The sequence below is a fragment of the Pseudomonas cichorii genome (assembly GCF_003700275.1).
GTDB classification, from domain to species: Bacteria; Pseudomonadota; Gammaproteobacteria; order Pseudomonadales; family Pseudomonadaceae; genus Aquipseudomonas; species Aquipseudomonas cichorii_B.
Genome location: NZ_RBRE01000028.1, coordinates 122,173 through 139,677, shown reverse-complemented (window position 1 = coordinate 139,677; position 17,505 = coordinate 122,173). Strand labels below are relative to the sequence as shown.

Annotated in this window: 17 protein-coding genes and 2 pseudogenes; 10 read left to right on the top strand and 9 right to left on the bottom strand. The window is 60.5% G+C overall.

What is annotated here, in order from left to right:
- From ALQ04_RS07145 to ALQ04_RS07105, 10 genes and pseudogenes are all read left to right on the top strand, one after another.
- Window positions 1-673 (top strand): SDR family NAD(P)-dependent oxidoreductase (locus ALQ04_RS07145; protein ID WP_147466570.1); only part of this gene is annotated, 673 nt, incomplete at its 5' end.
- 88 nt (window positions 674-761) lie between these two features.
- Entirely contained in the window at window positions 762-1,742 is a 981-nt protein-coding gene (locus ALQ04_RS07140) for a fumarylacetoacetate hydrolase family protein (RefSeq protein WP_012723209.1), read from the top strand.
- A 5-nt stretch (window positions 1,743-1,747) separates the two neighbouring features.
- A complete protein-coding gene (locus ALQ04_RS07135; protein WP_012723210.1) occupies window positions 1,748-2,689 on the top strand; it encodes an NAD-dependent epimerase/dehydratase family protein in 942 nt (313 codons plus the stop codon).
- A gap of 56 nt (window positions 2,690-2,745) precedes the next feature.
- On the top strand, window positions 2,746-3,975 hold the full coding sequence (locus tag ALQ04_RS07130; RefSeq protein WP_012723211.1) for an MFS transporter: 1,230 nt from the start codon (window positions 2,746-2,748) through the stop codon (window positions 3,973-3,975).
- Window positions 3,976-3,977: 2 nt separating this feature from the next.
- Window positions 3,978-4,766, top strand: coding sequence for an SDR family NAD(P)-dependent oxidoreductase (locus ALQ04_RS07125; RefSeq protein WP_043205078.1), 789 nt, complete (start codon window positions 3,978-3,980; stop codon window positions 4,764-4,766).
- An 88-nt stretch (window positions 4,767-4,854) separates the two neighbouring features.
- Window positions 4,855-6,327 (top strand): carbohydrate porin, encoded by a 1,473-nt coding sequence (locus tag ALQ04_RS07120; protein WP_012723213.1) that lies wholly within the window; start codon window positions 4,855-4,857, stop codon window positions 6,325-6,327.
- Between the two features lie 17 nt (window positions 6,328-6,344).
- Window positions 6,345-6,662, top strand: coding sequence for an SDR family NAD(P)-dependent oxidoreductase (locus tag ALQ04_RS27035; protein ID WP_052308640.1), 318 nt, complete (start codon window positions 6,345-6,347; stop codon window positions 6,660-6,662).
- Between the two features lie 29 nt (window positions 6,663-6,691).
- Entirely contained in the window at window positions 6,692-7,051 is a 360-nt protein-coding gene (locus ALQ04_RS27030) for an SDR family NAD(P)-dependent oxidoreductase (protein WP_052308642.1), read from the top strand.
- Window positions 7,052-7,151: 100 nt separating this feature from the next.
- Complete coding sequence (locus ALQ04_RS07110; protein ID WP_043206170.1) at window positions 7,152-7,901, top strand: FadR/GntR family transcriptional regulator; 750 nt, start codon at window positions 7,152-7,154, stop codon at window positions 7,899-7,901.
- Between the two features lie 338 nt (window positions 7,902-8,239).
- A pseudogene (locus tag ALQ04_RS07105) lies at window positions 8,240-9,650 on the top strand (IS1182 family transposase); the annotation flags it as partial.
- 479 nt (window positions 9,651-10,129) lie between these two features.
- Here ALQ04_RS07105 and ALQ04_RS07100 read toward each other — a convergent pair.
- The 9 genes and pseudogenes from ALQ04_RS07100 to radC form a co-directional block, all read right to left on the bottom strand.
- A complete protein-coding gene (locus tag ALQ04_RS07100; RefSeq protein ID WP_012723215.1) occupies window positions 10,130-10,858 on the bottom strand; it encodes a TIGR03747 family integrating conjugative element membrane protein in 729 nt (242 codons plus the stop codon).
- Between the two features lie 37 nt (window positions 10,859-10,895).
- Window positions 10,896-13,055, bottom strand: coding sequence for a type IV conjugative transfer system coupling protein TraD (traD, locus tag ALQ04_RS07095; RefSeq protein ID WP_012723216.1), 2,160 nt, complete (start codon window positions 13,053-13,055; stop codon window positions 10,896-10,898).
- Between the two features lie 9 nt (window positions 13,056-13,064).
- Window positions 13,065-13,571 (bottom strand): integrating conjugative element protein, encoded by a 507-nt coding sequence (locus tag ALQ04_RS07090; RefSeq protein WP_012723217.1) that lies wholly within the window; start codon window positions 13,569-13,571, stop codon window positions 13,065-13,067.
- Window positions 13,568-14,116, bottom strand: a complete 549-nt coding sequence (locus ALQ04_RS07085) for a hypothetical protein (RefSeq protein ID WP_012723218.1) — start codon at window positions 14,114-14,116, stop codon at window positions 13,568-13,570. The genes ALQ04_RS07090 and ALQ04_RS07085 overlap by 4 nt, the downstream gene beginning before the upstream one ends.
- Window positions 14,098-14,817, bottom strand: a complete 720-nt coding sequence (locus ALQ04_RS07080; RefSeq protein ID WP_012723219.1) for a TIGR03759 family integrating conjugative element protein — start codon at window positions 14,815-14,817, stop codon at window positions 14,098-14,100. The genes ALQ04_RS07085 and ALQ04_RS07080 overlap by 19 nt, the downstream gene beginning before the upstream one ends.
- Before the next feature lie 9 nt (window positions 14,818-14,826).
- On the bottom strand, window positions 14,827-15,498 hold the full coding sequence (locus ALQ04_RS07075; RefSeq protein WP_012723220.1) for a hypothetical protein: 672 nt from the start codon (window positions 15,496-15,498) through the stop codon (window positions 14,827-14,829).
- A complete protein-coding gene (locus ALQ04_RS07070; protein ID WP_043205080.1) occupies window positions 15,495-16,037 on the bottom strand; it encodes a PilL N-terminal domain-containing protein in 543 nt (180 codons plus the stop codon). Before ALQ04_RS07070 ends, ALQ04_RS07075 begins: the two co-directional genes overlap by 4 nt.
- A 106-nt stretch (window positions 16,038-16,143) precedes the next feature.
- Window positions 16,144-16,890: pseudogene (locus ALQ04_RS07065) on the bottom strand (ABC transporter substrate-binding protein).
- 52 nt (window positions 16,891-16,942) lie between these two features.
- Window positions 16,943-17,437 carry a RadC family protein gene (gene radC, locus ALQ04_RS07060; protein ID WP_012723221.1) on the bottom strand — a complete coding sequence of 165 codons (495 nt, stop codon included), beginning with the start codon at window positions 17,435-17,437 and terminating at the stop codon, window positions 16,943-16,945.
- Window positions 17,438-17,505 lie beyond the last annotated feature (68 nt).

Here is a 17,505-nt window from a genome sequence, read left to right as displayed (position 1 = left end):
CGGCGCCGGCGCCGCACTAGTGCTGGGCTACAACCGCGGACGCGAAGCTGCCGAGCGTTTGGCCCTGGCCTTGCCGGCCTGTGCCGAAGGCCACAGGCCGATGCAGGCCACGGTCACCGACAGCGAGAGTTTGGCCAGCCTGGCCCGGGAGGTGAAGGCGGCCTATGGGCGGTGCGACATCCTGGTCAACTGCGCGGGCACCACGCGCTATGTTGCCCACGCCGACCTGGCCGCGCTGGATGACACGCTGATCGACCAGATCCTGGCGACCAACGTGCGCGGGCCCATCGCTTGCGTACGGGCACTGCAGCCGCTACTGGCGGCAGGCGAGGGCGGCCTGGTGGTCAATATCAGTTCAATTGCCGCGCGCACGGCCATGGGCAGCAACATCGCCTATTGCGCCTCCAAGGCCGCGCTGGACAACCTGACCTGCTCGCTGGCCCGTGCCCTGGCTCCGGCTATCCGTGTGGTCTCGGTAGCACCGGGCCTGGCTGACACCGAGTTTGTCCAGGGCCTGGATGCCGCATGGCGTGACCGCCAGGCGGCGGCCACGCCGCTGGGGCGCCTGGCGTTGCCGGAGGAGGTGGCCAACGCGGTGTTGGCGGTGGCCAGCCAGTTGACCTTCACCACCGGCGCGGTGATCCCCGTCGATGGCGGCCGGTCGTTGAATTAGGAGCGCGCGGCTTTCTGCGCGACAACGCCGGCAACCTGCTCGAACTCATCGAATTACCGGTCCTCTGGGCCGGACAAGGAGCACAACCATGAAACTGGCAACCCTCAGGAACGGTAACCGCGACGGCCAACTGGTCATCGTTTCCCGCGATCTGCGTCGTGCGACCCTGGCCGGCGGCATCGCCGGCACGCTACAAGCGGCCATCGAGCAATGGGATCGCTGCGAGCCCTTGCTTCAGGCAATTTACCAGCGATTGAATGATGGCCTGGAGGCAGACGCCTTCGACTTCGATTCGCGCCTGGCCATGGCGCCGTTGCCTCGGGCCTACCAGTGGGCCGATGCGTCGGCGTTTCTCAACCACGGCAACCTGATGGAGCAGGCCTACAAGTTGGACATCAAGAAAGACCCTGGCGTCCCGATTCTCTACCAGGGCGCAGGTGATGACTTCATGGGCCCTTGCGACGACTATCCGGTGCAGGGCGAGGAGCACCAGATCGACTTCGAAGGGGAGGTTGCAGTGATTCTCGACGATGTCCCCATGGGCGTGCAGCCAGCGGCAGCCGCCGGGCACATCAAGCTGCTGATGTTGCTCAACGACGTCAGCCTGCGAGCCCACCTGTTCAAGGAGGTGAGCATTGGCTTCGGCCCGTTGCGGTCCAAACCGAGCACGGTGTTTGCCCCGGTGGCGGTCACCCCGGATGAACTGGGCCGGGACTGGTGCGACGGCCGCGTGCACCTGGACTTGCATGTGCATTGCAATGGCGAACTGTTCGGCCACCCTAATGGGGCTGAGATGGACTTCAGCTTCCCGGAACTGGTCATGCACTTGGCCCGCACCCGCAAGCTGGGCGCTGGCACGGTATTGGGTTCGGGTACCTTCTCCAACCGTGGCTGGCGCGAGGTAGGTTCGGCGTGCCTGGCGGAACGCAGGGCAGTGGAAATGATTGAGTTCGGCGAGGCGCGCACGCAGTTCTTGCGCTTTGGTGATCGGCTGCGTTTCGAGATCCTGGGGCGTGATGGGCACAGCGTGTTCGGCGCCATCGACCACCGTTTCGTGGCTGCGGAGTGACGCCAATGCATGTCGTGATTACCGGGGCCAACGGTTTTGTCGGCCAGAACCTGGTCAGCCGCCTGCTTGCAGACCCCCGTGCCTTGCCAGGCTGGAGCCGCCTCACGCTGCTGGATCTTGCCTTCGAGCAGCCGCTGCGCGACCCTCGGGTTCGCTGCCTGGAGGGCGACCTGAACGATCCAGCGCTGATCGCCGATACGCTGGATGAGCCGGTGGCAGTACTTTTCCATCTGGGCAGCGTGCCCGGAGGGCTCGCCGAGCGTGAATATGAGCTGGGCCGACGGGTCAACCTTGATGCCACCCTGGCGCTGTTCGAGGCCTTGCGTTCACAGGAACACCCCGCACGCGTGGTTTTTGCCAGCACCATCGCCGTTTATGGCGCGCTGCCGGAGGGCCCCATGGATGAGTCGGCGCCGCTGCTCCCCCAACTGAGCTACGGCACCCAGAAGCTCATTGGTGAATTGTTGCTGGAGGACTTTTCCCGTCGAGGCGAGCTGGATGGCATCGCGTTGCGCCTGCCTGGCATCGTGGCCAGGCCACCCCAGCCGTCCGGACTCCTGTCGGCATTCATGAGCGACCTGTTCTGGAGCCTGCGCGACGGCCAGCCGTTCGTTTGCCCGGTAAGCCCGCAGGGCACCGCCTGGTGGATGTCGGTGGCCTGCTGCGTGGACAACCTCCTGCATGCTGCGCGTCAGCCTGCCGTGTCGCTGGCCGGACACCGCACGATCACCTTGCCCGTGCTGCACCTGAGCGTTGAGGCGGTGGTGGAGGGCCTGTGCCAGAGATATGGCGAGGACCGCCAGCAACTGGTCAGCTATCGCCCCGATCCCGCCCTGGCGCAGGCTTTTGCAAAGTATCCGGCGCTGGCGACCCCTGTGGCCGAGCGCCTTGGCTTTGCACATGACGGGGACCTTGCCGGGCTGATCGCCCGAACCCTCGACGGATAACCCGTAATCCGCGTGCTCGACAAAAAAGAACAATAACAAGAACACTGGAGAACACCATGAACACCTCTGTCACTGCTGGTCGTCCGGTAGCGCGCATTGCGACCTACCTGCTATTGCTCATTAACTGTCTTGCGCCTCTGGCAGCCATTATCGTCGCGCCGAGCCTGCCACAGATGCAGGCCCATTTTGCCCACGTTCCCAATGTCGAGTTCCTGGTCCCTGTGTCATTGGCCATCCCTGGTCTGATGGTGGCCTTGCTTAGCCCGCTGGTGGGTTTTTTCGCTGATCGGGTTGGTCGCAAACGGCTGCTGATCATCGCCATGGTCGGCTATGGCGTCATGGGCGTGCTACCGCTCGTACTGCCTTCGCTGCACGCCATCATTGTCAGCCGGATCCTGCTCGGCTGTATGGAGGCAGGTGTCGTGACGATCAGTACGACACTGATCGGTGACTACTACAACGGGGCGCTGCGCCAACGTTACCTGGCGCTGCAGACTACATTCGCTGCCAGTTCGGCCATTCTGTTCTTCATGATCGGCGGGGCGTTGGGCGAATTCGGCTGGCAGGTGCCCTACGTTGTTTACCTGGTAGCGATAGTCATGGCCGTGTTCGCCTACTTCCTGCTGAGGGAGCCCATGGCCGAGGGCGGTGCCGGCCAGTCCCAGGAAGGCTCTGTACGCTTGCGTCCTTCTCTGCTGGCTGTGATTTGCGCACTCACCCTTGCAGGCGGCGCCGCGTTCATGGTGATGCAGATCCAGCTGGCTTACCTGCTGGGTGATATCGGCCACGGTTCGCCAAGCACCGCGGGCATGATCGCATCGGCGGGAAGCGTCATGATCGTGCTCGGTACCCTGAGCGTGCACCTGCTGCTGCGCCTGAAACTGCGGATCCCGCACTGCCTGGCCGTCGCGTTTGCCTTGATCGGTCTCAGCTTCCTGATGGTGCCCTGGGCGAAAGATGTGCAACTGATGCTGCTGATTGCGTTAATTAATGGCCTGGGTTGCGGCCTGATGCTACCCAGCCTCGCGATTTGGAACATGCGCGAATTGCCGTCACATCGGCGCGGGTTAGGAACCGGCATCTGGTATGGCAGCTACTGCCTGGGCGCTTTCCTGAGCCCGCTGCTGATCGTTGCGGCCACGCCATACACCGGCGGGGTGGCCGCGACCGTGGGACTGGCTGCCTGGATCCTGTTGTCGATGGCCGTGGTCGCGCTGCTCTGCGCCATGCTTAGCCGTCCCCGCTCTGCCTTTCTATCGAACGCTTGCAACATTGAGGAAGCTTGAACATGAGCACCATGAATGGACAGCGCCTGGCTGGCAAGACTGCATTGATCACCGGCATCGGAAATGGCATCGGCCAGGCCTGCGCTTTGTTGTTTGCCCGCCAGGGTGCCAGGGTTCTTGGCTGTGATTGGGACCCTGAGGCGGCGGCCGAAACCTTGGCCCTTGCCCAGGCAGAGGGGCACGAATCCTTTGCCGTGCACTGCTGCGACCTGACTCAGCCACAAGCGGTTGAAGAGTGGGTGAAATGGGCCTGTGCACAGGGTGATGGCGGTTTCGATTGCCTGGTCAATGCGGCGGCGTTCGGCGCCTTCGCCTGGATCGAGGAGATGGACTACGAGAGCCAGTGGCGGCGCACATTGACCGGAGAGCTGGACATCGTCTTCCTCGCCTGCAAGGCGGCCTGGCCAGTGCTCAAGACCAGGGGCGGCGGCTCGGTGATCAATTTCGCCTCGGCCAACGCTCGCATGGCGCTTGAAGGCTCGCCGGCCCTGGCTCACTGCGCCGGTAAGGGCGGGGTACTTGCCATGACCCGGCAACTGGCGATGGAGGGCGGGCCACACCGCATCAGGGTCAATAGCCTGTCACCAGGACTCATCGAAACCGCCGCTACCCGGGCACACATGGCACGGGATCCAGGGCTGCGTCAGACGGCGCTGGGGCGACAATTTTTGCGCCAGCGTCTCGGTCAACCAGACGACGTCGCCTGGGCCGCGGTTTACCTGGCTTCGGATGAAGCCGCCTGGGTCACCGGGGCGGATCTTGCCATAGACGCCGGCGCAACAGCCGGCTGAATCGTCGTTCAGTCTCCCCCCGCGCCGTACTCAGGCGGCGCGGACGGGCAACATCTGTCTTAAAAAAACAACAATAAGGTCAGTCCACATGAACTACGTACATGCAAAGGTCCTTGCTGCATCCCTGCTGCTCACCGCCGCAAGCGGGGGGCAGGCGATCGAGTTGGCGCGAGAGCAGGGAGAGCGGCTGCAACTGCCGTCCAGTATCGACAACAGCCTTCCCAACGAGCGGCAGGGCCCTCGGGTACTGAGCCCCGAGCCTCGCAAGCCTGCCACCCCCGGGCGACCTTTTGAAGAGCAGGGCCGTGGGCTGGCTGATCACGGCATCAGTCCGAAGCTGGACATGACCCAGATCTATCTGCGCAACCCGAGCACTGGCCTGGACACCGGCAATCATGAATCGCTGACGTTGTTTGGCATTGGCGCGGATTTCGACATGCAGAAGCTGGCCGGCATCGACGGCGGCGTGGTCCATTTCCAGCAACTGTATGTTCCCTGGACCTCGAATATCGCCTATGGCGGTCAAGTAGGGGGTGTCACTGTGGGCAAACCCGCTCCCTACATTCCCAAAGTAAGTCACCTGACATTGTTCACCTACGAACAGCGCCTGCTCGAGGATCGTCTGACACTCGAAGCAGGCAAGAGCAATGCTGGCAACTATTTCGCATTGCCCATGTGCAACTTGCCCTTCGGCTGCGTCAGCCCTGCCATCCTGCAGGACACTGCGGGGATCAATCCACCGCCGTATGCCAACTGGGGTCTCCGTGGCGCCTATGACTTCAGCCCGCGGTGGCGCGCTCAGCTCGGCGCCTGGCGCAGTAACAACGCCTACCCCTTCACCAACGGCTGGGAGCGGCGTGAAGGCGACAGCGGCGGCACGCTCAGTACGGCTTACCTCGCCAATCTTGCCTACCGCACCGACTTCTCGATATCGACCTACCCGACATCCTTCGAGCTGATGGGCTTCTACAACAACCGTCGGCAGAAAGATCCTTACTACACCGTCGACGGCACGTCGCGCGCCACCAGCCAGGCAGAAGCCGCGACCCATGATGGCGTCAGGGGCTTCTACCTGGGTGCGAAGCAGACTTTCTGGCGCCTTGACGGTGGGCGAGCAGGGGAACGCAACCCCACGGCCCTGAGCGTTCACGGCAGCCTGTCCCACGTCTTCGAGGACACCACCGAGACCGGCGTGCGCAACCAGGGCGACCTTGGCCTGATCTTGTCGGGACCCTTCCGTAGTCGGCCTTTCGACAGCTACTCCGTCAAGGCCAGTTGGGCGCAGCTCACCGATCGCCAGCAGGGCTTCCTCGAGGAAACCCATGCGGTGAGCAGTGGCGGTGGCGACTATCGGCCAGGGCGGGACGAATACGCCATCAGCCTTGACGCCAACTTCGTACTGAACGACAGCATCGTCCTCAGCCCCTTCGTGACCCGTACGTTTGGCGCCAGCAGCTGGCTCAATCCTCGCACCGGCGAAAACCCGCGAGACGGCTACGCATTCGGTGTGCTGTTGCATGTACAGCTTGATCAATTGCTGGGCCTGAGCGGCCTGAGATAAACAGGAATAACCCTTTGATGTTCCCATCCAACTCTCGAATAGCCGTCGTCAACGGTGTTGCCAGTGGCCTGGGCAAGGTGTTCGCGCTGCTGCTGGCTGCCGCCGGCTTCAACCTGGCGCTGACGGACCCCGAGCCAGCCGACGGCACCGTCGCCGAGATCATCGAACACGGCGGCACGGCTTGGGCGCAATGCTGTGACCTGGTCGATCTGCCGCTGTCTCGGGTTTCGCGTAGGCGGTACTGGCGCGATTCGGGCGCTGCGATGCTGGTCAACAACGCCGCCTTCACCCCATTTTTGCGCAGCCTGGCGGAAACCGACGTGGACACCTGGTAACGTACCTTGGTCAGGCGTTCACCCCCGGCATGGCCGAACGCCGCTGGGGGCGGATCGTCAATATGGCGTCGAGCAATACCGGGCGACCGCAGAAAGGCTTCTTCGCCTACATCGCCAGCAAGTGCGGAGTCATCGGCCTGACCCGGGCACTGGCTGCGGAGCTGGGTGATTGCGGCATCACCGTGAATGCCATCTCCCCTGGCCTGATCCGTCATCGTGGCACTGAAGCCGCTTTGCCGGGTGACCTGTTCATGCGCGAGGCGCAGTTGATAACGCGCACGGGCGTGCCAGAGGACCTCTGCGGGCTGCTGGCCTTCCTGACTTCGGAGAAGTCCGGTTACATTACCGGCCAGGTCTTCAACGTTGATGGTGGTTTTTTGCTCGGTTGATAGCTGCTGTCTCATGCACTCCGGCCCAGTGGCTAGGCTTCCTGCAGGTCTGGCCGCTTGGGGTATCATGGTGGTTGGTTCTGAAGGAGGTATAGTGGGCATTACCGAGCAGCGGATACTGGCACAGCCAAAATGCAAACCGCGAAGCTTGACTCAGCAAGTGGTTATGGTGCTGACCGAGCGCATTCGCAGTGGCCAGCTCAAGCGCGGCGACCAGTTGCCGACCGAATCGCAGCTCATGGCCGAGCAGGGCGTCAGCCGCACTGTGGTACGTGAAGTGATGTCGCGGCTGCAGGCGGCCGGACAGGTTGAGACCCGCCATGGCATCGGTTCCTTTGTCCTGAGTCCGCCATGTACCGATTCATTTCGACTAGACCCTTCCACTATGGTCACCATCCGCGAAGTGCTAGCGATTCTGGAACTGCGTATCGCCTTGGAGATAGAGTCGGCTGGGCTGGCTGCGCAGCGGCGTAGTGATGCGCAGCTGGCTGACATGCGGGCCGCGTTGGATGAGCTCAACGAGGGAGCTGCTCACTCCACCGATAAGGCGTCTGCGGACTATCGTTTCCACCAGTGCATCGCTCAGGCCAGTGGCAATCGGTATTTCACTGATATCATCAACCACCTTGGCACAGGCATCATTCCGCGTACCTGGCTCGATTCCGCGCGCTTGGGACACCACGATCAAGCCAGTTACATGCTTCGTTTGAAGCACGAGCATGAAGCAATTTATGACGCTGTCGCCCGTCGTGACAGTGAAGGAGCGAGAATGGCCATGCGCATGCACTTAAGCCGGAGTAAAGAGCAGTTTGGCCAAGCGCACGAGGAGGAAGAGATACGCCTCCGGTAGCAGCCTGAATTGTGTTGAATGGCCCACGACTCCCTACAAAGCTGAGTCAGGAAAGCAGCGGCAGCTACCGCTTCCAACTCTTACCCGCTTCGTACAAAACCGCCCTCCGTGCGGTTCTTTCTTCTCCAGGTGGAAGTCTCCCAGGCCGCCTCAACCACATAGTCATGCAAGTGTTGCCAGAATTATGCGATGAAGGAGCGATTCGAACTCTCAGCGTCCGCCAGTCTGTAGGTTGCAAATACACGCTGACGCGACGGCTGCTTAGGGCCCAGAGTGTGTAAAAACGCCTCCCAGAACCCTTGCTATGATTTCTGATGATTTCATCGCAGGGATCGCCCATGAAACGCTTTATTCAAGGCGAACACCGAGGTCAAAGCAGCTTGCTTCCCGAAAGCCTCGACTACTATGTCAGCGATACCAACCCGGTGCGTATAGTCGACGTCTTTGTCGACGAACTCGACCAGGGCAAGCTGGGTTTTGAAGGCATCATTCCCGCAGATACAGGGAGGCCCCCGTACCACCCCGCGATCCTGCTGAAGATCTACATATACGGCTACCTCAACCGTATTCAATCAAGCCGGCGCCTGGAGCGAAAAGCCCAGCGCAACATCGAGTTGATGTGGTTGACTGGTCGCTTGATGCCGGACTTCAAAACCATCGCCAATTTCCACAAAAACAATGGCAAGGCAATCCGCGGGATCTGTCGTCAATTTGTGGTGTTGTGCCAGCAACTGGGATTGTTCTCGGAAGCGCTCGTTGCCATCGACGGCAGCAAGTTCAAGGCGGTCAATGATCGGGATCGGAACTTCACCAGTGCCAAACTTCGACGGCGAATGGAGGAAGTTGAGTCCAGTATCAATCGCTATCTGACCGCACTTGATATCGCAGACCGTCAGGAGCCTTCCGTTGCCTAGGCCAAAGCCGAATGCCTCCATGACAAGATCGCGGCCTTGAAAGCCAAGATGCAGGAGCTCAAGCAAATCGAGGTACAGCTAAACGAAGCGCCGGATAAACAGATCTCGCTAACCGATCCTGATGCTCGCTCGATGAAGACGCGCGGAACAGGAATGGTCGGCTACAAACGTCCAGACTGCAGCTGATGCGAAGCACCACCTGATGGTGGCGCACGAGGTAACGAATGATGGCGTGGATCAAAACCAGCTGAGTTCGATGGCCAAGCATGCACGAGCGGCCATGGGTGTCGAAGAACTGTCGGCAGTCGCAGACAGAGGGTATTTCAAAGGCGAAGAAATCCTGGCGTGCCATGAAGCTGGAATTACTGTTTTCGTGCCCGAGACGCTGACCTCGGGAACGACAGCGGCTGGCCGCTTCGGCAAAGATGATTTCATCTATGACGCATCAACGAACGAGTATCGATGCCCTGCTGGGCAAAGCTTGATTGAGAAAGGGCTGAAGCTGCATTGTTACTGGAGTTCGCACTGTCAGAGTTGAGCACAAAAGTAGCGCTGCACGCCAGCTCTGAGCGGCAAGTTAGTCGCTGGGAGCTTGAGTCGATACTTGAGATGATGCAGAGTCGCCTTGATCAAGCACCAGAAATGATGCGGATCCGCCGCCAAACGGTTCAACATCCCTTCGGCACACTGAAGTCCTGGATGGGGGCCACGCACTTCCTCACCAACAACCCTTGCCCGGGTGAGCACCGAGATGAGCCTGCATGTACTCGCCTATAACCTCAAATGCGTGCTACGGCTGTTGGGCAGTGAAGCCTTGATGGCGGCGATGAAGGCCTGCGGCCTTTTTAACATTGCAATAACCGCATCTAACGGGCCCCGCTCGGCAAGTGCCAATCAATACCAGCAACACTGATTTGGCTTGGTCGAGGCCTCTAGAGACATCCTGCGCAGCGAAAAAAAACACCGATTACCCAACTCTCTGCACCCATAGCGTTTCTACACACTCTGGGCCGTTCTCTGCCGGTTATCGCCACGAAGCGAGGTGGTCAAATCTGATGCAAATGGCTAGTCGGGTCGAATGCAAACGGGTGGGCAAGACTATGTAACTACTCATACCCCTAACTGGAAGCATTGGGCCAGGGGGCCGAGAATAGAACTGTGGATCGGAAAAAAAGTGCTGTTATCAGGAGCAAGGCCCTGCCAGCTGTAAGGGATGTCCACTAACGCGGAACTGACGGCTACTTACGCCCGCGAGCATGGGCATCTCATTAGCTCCGGTGCTGAACATTCCAACAGAGAGTATTCGTGTCGCACTCAGAGATATTTTTTGAACGTCGCCGTCGTGATGGCCATGGCCACCCCGAGCATCACGGCGCACGGCAGAAATACCGCCATGGGATTGAGCGAAAAGGGCAGCGACAGATAAAGGATCCAGGGTACGCTCAGCAGTGGCATGACCGCTCGCTTGGCCCGGTGATAAACAAAGCTGCTTTCTCGTCCCGCACCGAATTTGCGCAGGTCGCGGCGCATCAGACCGTCAATGAAACCGGTGAACATGGCCAGCAGAAACAAGGGGGTCGCCAGGGCCAGAATGCTCAGACGCACCACGAAGGTGAAGCTGACATACACCGCCGCCAGGACAAAATCCTCAATGCTCACATACAGCTGATTAATCCCTCCCCACGAACCGTTGTCCTGGCTCGACATCCGCGCCTGCTGGGCGAAATCCGCAAAACCGGTGTTGACCAACAACCATTGATGGAGGAAGTCCAGCCACTGGACAACCGTCTGTCCAGGTCTCTGGAGGATCAGTGAGGATTTGAAGTGCTCACTGAGCCAGCCCAGTTCACTGCTCAGCATCGCCTGACTGTGTCGCCAGCCTTGATCGCCCCAGAACAGCAGCAGACCGACGAACTCGACCAGGATTGAGAACAGCAACGAGGCGATCAGCAAACCGATAATGCGCAAGACCAGGCTAATCGCCGAGACGATCAGCCCAGGGCGCTGGATGGGTTGCGGTGGAGGGCGCTGAGCTGAAGTCATCCTCCTTGACTCCGCGAGGCGCGCTGGGCCGACATCGTCATGGGACCTCCTGAGTAGGCCCACTCGTGTCCACCGCTACAGAGGGGCGGGCTGGCGTGACTCGGTCCGGATCGAAGTCGAGCGTGGGACCGCCCCCGCTGGCACTCCACCAGTGTCCCGCCTGCTCGTTGTAGCTGGCGCGCATCCGCTGAGTCAGCTCCTGCAGATTCTTGGGCATGGCATCGTCCGGCGAAGGCTTGGGCAGTGGCATGCGGACTTTCCAGAGCTGCCCTCCCACCTGGAAGGAGAACATCTGCCCTTTGGGCAAACTGACGATGTGAGCCGGCTCGATCAGGGGCACGCTGGTGCTGCTGACCCGGTCTTGGGAGGACGAGGTGAAGTCCGTGTTGGCCTCGGGGTCGGAGGTGTCTGTGGCACCCGAGACCAAGGTTTTGGTCAGCACGTTGATCTTAGGCAACTGTTGGGTGAGCAGCTCCGCAGTGGCGGTTTCGCGCACTCGGAGCATCTGCAGGGTGTTGAAATTACCGATGACCTGGCCGGCTTTCGCGCGGTTGCCGATGCGCGCCTCGATATCGCTGAGGGTCTGGGTGTACGCCGTCACCTGGATGCCCGCTCCGCCGCCCTTGTTGATCAGCGGAATGAATTCATCACCCATCAACTCGTTGAACTCATCGGCATGCAGGTTAATCGGTAGCTTGTCGGCGCTGCTGCCTGCGGAAGGCAAGCCATGGTCGATGCCATGCTTGTAGATGTGCCCAGCCACCGAGACCAGATCGGCGAACATGGAGTTGCCTACGGCGGCAGCCACTTCCGCGTCGGTCAGCGCATCCAGACCGACATAGACGATGCCGCGTTTGCGGATGATCTGCATCCAGTCGAAGATTGGCCGTGGATCCTCCAGATCAGTGTAATTGGGGGCCAGCAACTGCGCGGTCTTGCCGGTGGTGAGTTTTTCCAGCAGCGGCAGCAGCGAGGCGACGATTTTGTCGAAGTAGGTGCGGTCATAGCGCACTGCCGATCGCAGCCCGTCCAGCACCGGATCAAAGACTCGTTTCACTGCCAGGTATTGTTCGATGGCCACCACGCGCTTTTCGCGGCCGACCATATGCCGGGGAATGTTCTTCTCGGTGAGCTTACCTTCAAGCTGGACGATCACTTCCCAGGCCTTCGGATCGGTCTTGGCGAAAAACTGCTGGGCGTATTCGATGAACAGTGCGTCGATGTTGACCACATGTCGCTGGATCTGCAGGTAGTCCGGGCGTCGGCCCAGCTCGATCAGTGCGCGGGCGATGATGTTGACGAAACGCCAGGCGAACTCACGAAAGGCTGCGGAGTTGCCTTCACCACTGAGCTGCCCAGCAATGCGCGACGCCACTTCCGAGATGCGCCCGAAACGTCCCACGGCGTTGTAGCGCGCGGAGATCTCCGGCCAGCCTAGATGAAACACATAAAACTCCTTCTCCCGACCGGCGCGTTTGGCTTCGACGTACATGCGCTTGAGCAGGTCGGCATCGCCTTTCGGGTCGAAGACAATCACTACCTCGTGTTCGACTCGGTGTATGTCCTGGGTGATGTACACCTCAGCCAGCCGCGTCTTGCCGACGCGGGTAGTGCCCAGCACCAGGGTGTGTCCGACCCGTTCACCCAGCGGCAGACTGACTTCCGTTTCGTCGGGCTCGACCCCATGTAGCAGCGACGAGCCGCCTACCGGGGGCAAAGGGCGCACCCGATTGAAGGCGTTGTCCCAGGCCGTGACACGCGCCAGGGTCGAGAGCGGAAATGGCGCATGTTCCAGGCGCCGTTCGAGTTCACGGGCCAGACGATAGCAGGTCGGTTGGTCGACATAATGAGCAACCGCCGGATCCTGGGCCTCCGCCAAGCGCTGGGTGTGCAGGCGTGTCCAGCGAAAGCCGCGGCCCATGAACAAACGCTTACGACTGACCGGAATCTGTCGGCTGGTCAGTTCGTAGCGAGGCAGCCGGCGGATATTGCGCCGATAGCGCAGCACCTCCCAGGCTTGTTGCAGCCGGATCAGGCCGAACAGGGCATAGGCCAGCGCTGCAACCACACCGATCTCGGGTGACAGGGCCACAGCCCAGGGCGAGTACACGCACAACACTCCGGCAGCGACGCAGATCGCTACCGTGTACAGCTCCACTGCCGGCCGGAGCTTGGACTCCATCGCATGCTCGGCCATGACCTGGACTCACTGTTCCAGTGAGGTGGCAGTGATCAAGACGGGGTAGTGCTCAATCTGCAGGCGAATGGCAATGTCGTTGCCGTTGACCGGCAGGATGGTGATGCCCGGAGCGGCTGCGCGAATTCGGGCCAGGGCTTCAGTGTCGGCCACTTCGACGGCGAGGCCAGCCGCGCCCATTTCCTGCAGTTCCGTCGCACGTTGATGCAACCAAGCCAGTGATTGGGGATCGTCACCGACCAGGAAAAATGGCCGCAAACCCGGCATGTCCAGCGTGCGAGACGTGATATGGCCGGGGCTCAAGTGAGAGCTGCGGATCGGCAGTATCCAGGCTTCATCGGCAAACGCGGACAGGTCCGCATGCATAGCCCGATCAGGCTGGGCCCCGTTGCTTATTGACGGCCTGGCAGCTGGTCGGGTGTAGTCGCTAGGCTGATCCCCGGCTATGGTCAATTCCGGTTGGGCGAAGGGTGCCAAGAGCAAGGTGAAATAACAGGCGATTGGGATTCGCTTCATGGTGGTGTGCCCTGTTTGAAGGAAACCAGCAACCGTTCGAATTGCCGGGTAAATTCGGCGCGGTAACGCGCGGCAGGTATACCTCCCGCTGGGCGGTGATAGCGCCCGGCAGCCAATACCCAATCACCGGTGGCGGCGTGATGCTCCTGCAACAGCGCGGCGGTCACCGCGAGATTTCGGTAGGGGTCGAGGGCTTCACAAGGGCTGGAAAAACGTTGCCCGTGATAACCCAGGTTGGTTTGCCCGAGTCCGGCATCGACCCGCTTGGCGTTTTGTCGGGCTAGCGCCTGAAGCAAGGCGTGACAGGCGGCTTGGCGAGTGGCGAAGCGGTAAGGGGTACCGGCAATATTCAGCGTCCACGGCCAGGGCAGCAGCCGACCTCGGACGCGAATGCCACTCTCCTGCAGGGCAATCGCAAACAGCACCGTAGAAGGGATGTCGGCGTCATGCGCCGCCAATTGGTAGGCAGGCGGCGGGAGTTCATCCGCCTGGACGGCAAGCATCGTCAGCAGGAGCGCAATACCACTCAATCGAGGCGTTGCCATTGTCCATTCACCTGTTGAAATGTGGCAGGCAATGACCCCAAGGCACCCAGGCTGAGCCAGCGACCACGGTCATGGTTTAGGGTGATCTGCCGGCGTTGAACCTTGGCCGGATCGATGTCGGCTTGCCGAGCCCAGCTACGGACGCGTTCATCCTCGCCTTGGCTGCCGACCAGGTAGATATCGAACGCCGTATCACTGCTTTGCAGGCGTTGCGCTTCGGCGGTGCATGCTGGGCAGTGGTCCTCGACAAACAGGGCCTGGCGCGGCGCGGCCGATGAGCTGGCAGGGGGCGGGGATGCCATGCCCTGGATCGGCAGCAGCCCGGGAAACAGCTTGGCCCAGGCCGTGGTGTAAGCGTTTTGATAGGCTAACTCGCGCTCGGCGCGTTTGGCTTCCAGCGCTACCTGTAATTCGGCATAGCGCTGGCGTTCTTGGTCGGTCTCGGCCTCGACTCCGAGTGCGGTCAACGGATCGAGGTTCGGGCTCCAGAAACCGCGTGGGCCGGCTTGGATCTGTTCGAAGCGCGTCCACTCCTGCTCCGTCAGACCCCAGCTCGCCGCCTGTTCAGAGTCAGAGCGCCCCAGCGGAGCAGACTGCGTGTCCTGGGTCCGTGACTGTGTCGTGACGGGGTTGCCCATCGCAGCGCCCGTGGCCAGTAGCGAAACGAGACAGACGACGGCGGGGAGTAGCGCTCTGTTCATGATCGCTTCTCAAGGGAGGTGCACGGTCTGGTCTGGCTGAGCGACCACTGCGAAGATGGCTGAGTTCGGCTCCAGTATTTTCAGGCGCCAAGCCCCTTGCTGCTCGCCGCTATGCAGCAGCCGAACATCCCTGAGCGAGCGGCTGTCATGAGGTGCGACCGCCAGAAAACGCTCACCCCCGCGGGACTCGACACTCAACACTGAAAACGGCGGCGAGAGCGAGATGGGTTTGGGGTGAGCGGTCTGTTTCGGCTTGGCCGTGGAAGACGTCGATGGTGGAGTTGATGGCTGGGTCTTGAGCTCCAGGAGCTGTTGCTCGACTTGCTCAAGGCGTGCGCGTAGCGCGGTCATGTCCGCTGCGGTGGCGCGGGCTGTCAGACCGTCGCGCAGTTCCTGTATTTCTTGCGCCCATTGATCCAGCATGGGATCGAGGGTATTGGCCTGTTGCTCACCGGTATCGACCATCTGCTTCAGGTCTTTCAGCGCGTACTGCAGTTTTTCCTGTGTATCCTTGAGGGCGTTTGAATCACGTTGCAGGGTGTCCAGGGTTTGTTGGGATTGGGTGTTCGTGCTCTGTAGCTCGGCCAGGTGTTGATATTGGTTATACAAACCACCGCTCAGACCGGCGACCGCGAGGCAAAGCAGCCCAATGATGAGGGTTTGAAACGTCGAGGCTTTCATGGGCGTGCCTCCGGCTGACGGGGCGAGGCCGGGCTGATCAGCGCGACACCGGCATCCGTTTTCTGCTGTTCGAAGCAGACGGAACGGCTGACTTCATCGGTCGTGAGTTGCCAGGCGGGGCCAGCCAGCACTTGTAGCGCGTTGCGCAACGGGATTGGGCCAAGCCGGTAATGAGCTGCGGGCAGAGGCCGGGTAAACAGCACCTTCACCGACGCGGAAACTGGACAGAGCGAATAGCCCGAGCGCTGCAATACGTACTGCAATGCATCCTGCACTAAAGGGCTCAGGCTGGACGGGATGTTCACGTCAATGATTTGGGCCAGAAGATCGCGTTGTTCCGCGGTGGGCTCGGTGCTGACCAGTGTGTAGCGGCCATAACGAAGTTCTGCCGGATGGCTTTCTTCGGCTGTGCCCCTCGAGTGCTGGGCCCGATTGGAGCCACCGTCGATTTCTGGATGGGTCGGCAATGTATTGGGGATTTGCGCGGTGCAGGCGCTCAGCAAACCCAGCAGGCAGACAGGCGTGAAAAAACGCTCCATGGAAAAAACCTCATGTCAGATTCAGTGCAGAACCTGACATGAGGTGAAGGAGCGATTCAGTGAGAAAGTCGATTCAAGGCGGGTCGTGTTAAAACTGAACGCATTGTTACTCATCAAAAACGGCGAGCCCATCCAAGACGGCAGCGTCGGGGTCGAAGATCAACAATCGCACATCCGCCAATGCCGCCAGATACAGTACGTTGACCAAAGTTTCCGGCGTGCCGGCGTCGAGCTGCTCTTGTCTCAGGGTTGAATAAGGTTGGCTCTCAATGTTCAGCAGGTTGTCGTCCGTCCATGGCGTGCCGATCAGTTTGCATCCGATACCGCAGCAATCCGGCAACGCGAACAGTTCGAACAAGAGGCCAGTTTGCCTCGGAACGAAGTGACTGACCCATTCTTCCAGATAAAGCATCGCTTCTTCGGGAAGGTGTGCGGTACTGATCTCCCAGGCTCGACTGTAGTGCCCCGTTTCGAAGCTCAAGCGATGGAACACGGCTTGGGCTTCTTCCAGGGAGTACAGGTCGCCGACGTGATGCCGCTCGTTGAGCACTTCTCCCATCACGGCGTAGATCACTTGGCGCACCAGCCCGGAGGACTGACAGCGTTCATCCAACTCAACCGGAATGGATTGGCCTTCGCTGATCAAGGCGAAATCGTCATTGAACAGACAGGGGAACAGCTGCAGCTCATCGTCGGGCAGATGGGCTTGTTAGTCGTGTACGGGTCGAAAGCAGGGAGGGCAGTCGTCTTCGTAGGTGATCTGCAGCAGCCGTTCGATATGAAGGTTGTCGTAGCCGCGAGCAAATGGGTTTGAAGCTGCCAGCAGGGTTGGGGCTTGGGGTGTGGGGGGCATGAGAGTTCTCCTGGATGAAAATGAACAAGGCGCCCGAAGGCGCCTGTGAGGGTTAAAGCCAGCCATATTCGGCAAGGGAGAGAGGACGACCTTCACCCACGATGAAGTGATCCATTACGCGCACTTCGATCAAGGCCAAGGCCTCCTTCAGCCGTGCGGTCAAGACGCGATCCGCCTGGCTGGGTTCCGTACAACCAGAGGGGTGGTTGTGCACAAAGATGGCGGCCGCTGCGTTATGTGCGAGGGAGCGCTTAACGACTTGGCGGGGGTAAACGCTGGCACCATCAATGCTGCCGTGAAAGAGGACTTCGAACGCCAGCACGCGGTGCTGGGCATCGAGAAAAATCACACCGAAGACTTCATGCTCTTGTTGCACAAGATGCAGTTTTAGGTATGAGGCCACGGCACCAGGTGACGTCAGGTTAGGGCCGCGGGCGAACAGCCGACGATCTAGAATATGCAGTGCCTTGTCGATCACCTGGTTTTCTTGGCTGATTCGATCAGTCTCGAAATCCGAGGTTTCAATTAGTGTGAATTGGGTGTTCATGGTGGTACCTCCGAAGGGAACAATCAGGGGTACACGCCCGAGGGGAGTGGCGTCCCCTAGATGGAAAT

What these genes read in the sequence shown, in the direction of transcription:
- ALQ04_RS07075 (WP_012723220.1), bottom strand. Translation starts at nt 15,498, where the DNA reads ATGAAAGCCTCGACGTTTCAAACCCTCATCATTGGGCTGCTTTGCCTC.
- ALQ04_RS07100 (WP_012723215.1), bottom strand. Translation starts at nt 10,858, where the DNA reads ATGACTTCAGCTCAGCGCCCTCCACCGCAACCCATCCAGCGCCCTGGG.
- ALQ04_RS07120 (WP_012723213.1), top strand. Translation starts at nt 4,855, where the DNA reads ATGAACTACGTACATGCAAAGGTCCTTGCTGCATCCCTGCTGCTCACC.
- ALQ04_RS07085 (WP_012723218.1), bottom strand. Translation starts at nt 14,116, where the DNA reads ATGGCAACGCCTCGATTGAGTGGTATTGCGCTCCTGCTGACGATGCTT.
- ALQ04_RS07090 (WP_012723217.1), bottom strand. Translation starts at nt 13,571, where the DNA reads ATGAAGCGAATCCCAATCGCCTGTTATTTCACCTTGCTCTTGGCACCC.
- ALQ04_RS07080 (WP_012723219.1), bottom strand. Translation starts at nt 14,817, where the DNA reads ATGAACAGAGCGCTACTCCCCGCCGTCGTCTGTCTCGTTTCGCTACTG.
- radC (WP_012723221.1), bottom strand. Translation starts at nt 17,437, where the DNA reads ATGAACACCCAATTCACACTAATTGAAACCTCGGATTTCGAGACTGAT.
- ALQ04_RS07070 (WP_043205080.1), bottom strand. Translation starts at nt 16,037, where the DNA reads ATGGAGCGTTTTTTCACGCCTGTCTGCCTGCTGGGTTTGCTGAGCGCC.
- ALQ04_RS27035 (WP_052308640.1), top strand. Translation starts at nt 6,345, where the DNA reads ATGTTCCCATCCAACTCTCGAATAGCCGTCGTCAACGGTGTTGCCAGT.
- traD (WP_012723216.1), bottom strand. Translation starts at nt 13,055, where the DNA reads ATGGCCGAGCATGCGATGGAGTCCAAGCTCCGGCCGGCAGTGGAGCTG.
- ALQ04_RS07140 (WP_012723209.1), top strand. Translation starts at nt 762, where the DNA reads ATGAAACTGGCAACCCTCAGGAACGGTAACCGCGACGGCCAACTGGTC.
- ALQ04_RS07130 (WP_012723211.1), top strand. Translation starts at nt 2,746, where the DNA reads ATGAACACCTCTGTCACTGCTGGTCGTCCGGTAGCGCGCATTGCGACC.
- ALQ04_RS07135 (WP_012723210.1), top strand. Translation starts at nt 1,748, where the DNA reads ATGCATGTCGTGATTACCGGGGCCAACGGTTTTGTCGGCCAGAACCTG.
- ALQ04_RS27030 (WP_052308642.1), top strand. Translation starts at nt 6,692, where the DNA reads ATGGCCGAACGCCGCTGGGGGCGGATCGTCAATATGGCGTCGAGCAAT.
- ALQ04_RS07125 (WP_043205078.1), top strand. Translation starts at nt 3,978, where the DNA reads ATGAGCACCATGAATGGACAGCGCCTGGCTGGCAAGACTGCATTGATC.